3 protein-coding genes and 1 pseudogene are annotated in these 2,656 nt (G+C 72.6%); all 4 read right to left on the bottom strand.

Annotated elements, in window-relative coordinates; all coding sequences use genetic code 11:
* A partial coding sequence (locus SACAZDRAFT_RS17165) for a hypothetical protein (RefSeq protein ID WP_005443784.1) occupies positions 1–626 on the bottom strand: 626 nt, incomplete at its 3' end.
* A gap of 9 nt (positions 627–635) precedes the next feature.
* The gene (locus SACAZDRAFT_RS17160; protein ID WP_005443783.1) at positions 636–1,625 is read right to left on the bottom strand and encodes a C40 family peptidase; all 990 of its coding nucleotides are present in this window, start codon (positions 1,623–1,625) and stop codon (positions 636–638) included.
* A 7-nt stretch (positions 1,626–1,632) separates the two neighbouring features.
* Positions 1,633–2,247, bottom strand: a complete 615-nt coding sequence (locus SACAZDRAFT_RS17155) for a hypothetical protein (protein ID WP_005443782.1) — start codon at positions 2,245–2,247, stop codon at positions 1,633–1,635.
* Positions 2,248–2,259: 12 nt separating this feature from the next.
* A pseudogene (locus tag SACAZDRAFT_RS17150) lies at positions 2,260–2,656 on the bottom strand (magnesium transporter); the annotation flags it as partial.

Raw genomic sequence — 2,656 nt, 5'->3', positions numbered from 1 at the left:
GGCACGGCCTGCGCCGGGGACGCCGCCGGGCTCGCGGTGGAACCCGAGCGTCCGGTCGCCCGCCACACCGGCTGCGGACCGATGTTCATGGGCGCCGCACCGGGCTTGCCCGACCCCGCACCGCCGTCCGCGGGCTTGCGCGCGATCGGGTCGAGGCACGGCACGAGCGCGACGGTCTCCTCCGGGTTCTCGACCCGGCGGCCGGTGCGGTCGCGGTAGACCATCTCGCCCTCGGAGTCGAGCTCCACCAGATAGCCCGCCTCCGCGAGTTGCTCCTCGTCGAGGTCCACCAGCCGCTCCGGGCGGGACGGCACCACCCGGTACGTCGGCCACGACAGGGTGCGGTGAGTGTCGTGGAACTGCGCGAGCAGCGCGGCGAGCTGCTGCTGCCACGGCAGCGGCATGTCCTCGGCGAGCGAGCGGGGCAGCACCACGTAGTTCTCGCTCACCCCGGGGGCCTCGGTGGACAGCTGGTCGGCCAACGGCGTGCTCGACGCGGGAGCCCGCCCGGACCGCGTCGCCTGGCCCGACGGCCGTGCCTGCGCGGGCGCCCCGAACGCGGCGTCGAACGCCTGGGGCACCACCACCGGGCTCGCCTTCCTGCGCTTACCCCACTTCTTGGCCACGACGTCTCCTCACACACCCGGTCGCACGGCCTGGGGCACCAGGCCGGCCTCGTCGAACGAGAAGTCCCGCGTGTGCACGGGCACACCGGACTGCTGAGCTTCCACGATCTTGCCGTCCCCCAGGTACATCGCGACGTGGTGGATGGTCGTCGGATCCGACGAGTCGTAGGCCCAGAAGACCAGATCGCCCGGCTGCGCCTCCTCCACCGGCAACATCGCGCCCGCCTTGTACTGGTCGCGCGACACGCGGGGCAGCGTGATCCCGGCCGCCTCGTACGCGCGCAACATCAGACCGGAGCAGTCGTAGGAGTCGGGACCCGTCGCGCCCCACACGTACGGGTCGCCCCGCTCGTCGAGGGCGAACTCGATGGCGTCGGCCGCCTCCTCGTTCGGCGGCAACGCGGCCCCGAGCCCGGTGCCGCAGCCCGCGGCGTCCGACACCTCGCCCATCGTCTCCACCAGATGCACCGCCATCGGCTCCCACCGGTGGTACCGGTCGGGGAACTCCGACCGCTCCACGGCCTGGGCCGCGTCGCCGGGCCGCAACTCCTCCCAGTCCGGAATGGACTCCAGGACGTCGTAGAACTTGTTCACCGCGTACGCCGGGTCGGTGACCTGCTCCGGCGACCCCCAGCCCATCGAGGGCCGCATCTGGAAGATGCCCAGCGAGTCGCGGTCGCCGTAGTGGACGTTGCGCAGGCCGGACTCGGTCATGCCCGCCTGGATCGCGACCTGCCACGCCCGTGGCGAGAGCTCTCGCTCCTTGCCGATCGAGATGATCAGCGACACCGTGCCGAGTTGCTCCTCGGTGAGGTTGGCGGCGTCGTTCGTGCCCCGGTTCTGCTGTCCCGGCTGGGTGGGGCCCAGCGCGGCGTTGCAGCTCACCGGCGTGGCGTGGGCCTGCTGCCGTTGACTGTCCACCACCAGCACCGCGCCCGCGGCCACGAGCACCGTGATGCCCGCGGCGGCGACACAACCGATCAGCAGTCCGGCACGCACGGCAACCTCACCCGCTTTCCGCCTCGGTGTAGGCCGTCACCTTCCATCCGTCGTCGGTGTCGATCACCGTGACGAGCAGCGTGGGCCCGTCGGTGGCGACCTCCACCTTCACCGACCGCGGGTACGACTCGCGGGCCTTCGGCTCGCCGACGACCTTCGTCGCCTCCACGTTGGCCGGTTCGACAGTGCGCAGCTGCGGCAGGAACTCGGGCGTGGTGTAAGGCCGCAGCCCCTCCAACCACGTCTCCGCGGCGTCGTCGGTGTCCGCGTCCGGAACGGATGCCCAGGCGGTGACCCACCGCGTCGCCACGTCGAGGGCCTCGGGAGCGGGATCGGCCGGAGTGGGTGTGACGAGTGGTTCGGACAACCGGGTGGGCAGCGTCTCGCGGTCGAGTGTGGGCTCGGCACTCGTCGCCGCCTGTTCCGATGTGGACCCGGAGGCTCCCGGGACGGGCGGCGTCGTCCTGTCGTCGCCCACGAGCTTCGGCACGAGAACACCCGCGGCCACGAGGAGCGCGGCGACGACCACGATGGTGCCGACGAGGTGCCCGGGCGAGCGCATCGGGAAACCCCACAGCCGGCGATACACCGCCGCCCTGCCCCGGTTGGTACGAATCGGCATCCCCGCGCCCCCTTACCGGACCACGCGGTCGGTGTCGCGGCCGTCGTCACGAACCTCCAGGCCCCGCGACGGCCGGTACAGCACGAACACGGGTTTGCCCGCCACCAGCTCGTGCTCCACGCGACGCGGCTGCGGCACGGACGCCGCGGGCGTCGCCGGCGCCGAGACCGGCAGCGGCCCCGCGTCGTCAACCGACGACAACCGTGAGGGCACCACGAACGGATCGGCGTCGTCCGCCCGATCCCAGCGCGAGTCGCTCACCGGAGCGGTGTCCACCCTGCGGCTTCCTCCCGAGACCACCGACATCGGGTCCTGCCGTCCCATGTAGTCGCCGGGCGAGCGGCTCGGCGAGAACCCGCCGTACACGCCCGACGCGTCGCCGCCGCCCGCGGGCAACGCGGCGCGCTCG

Source organism: Saccharomonospora azurea NA-128 (genome assembly GCF_000231055.2).
GTDB classification, from domain to species: Bacteria; Actinomycetota; Actinomycetes; order Mycobacteriales; family Pseudonocardiaceae; genus Saccharomonospora; species Saccharomonospora azurea.
Note: the sequence above shows the minus strand (reverse complement) of the source record. Positions and strands in the feature narration are given on the sequence as shown.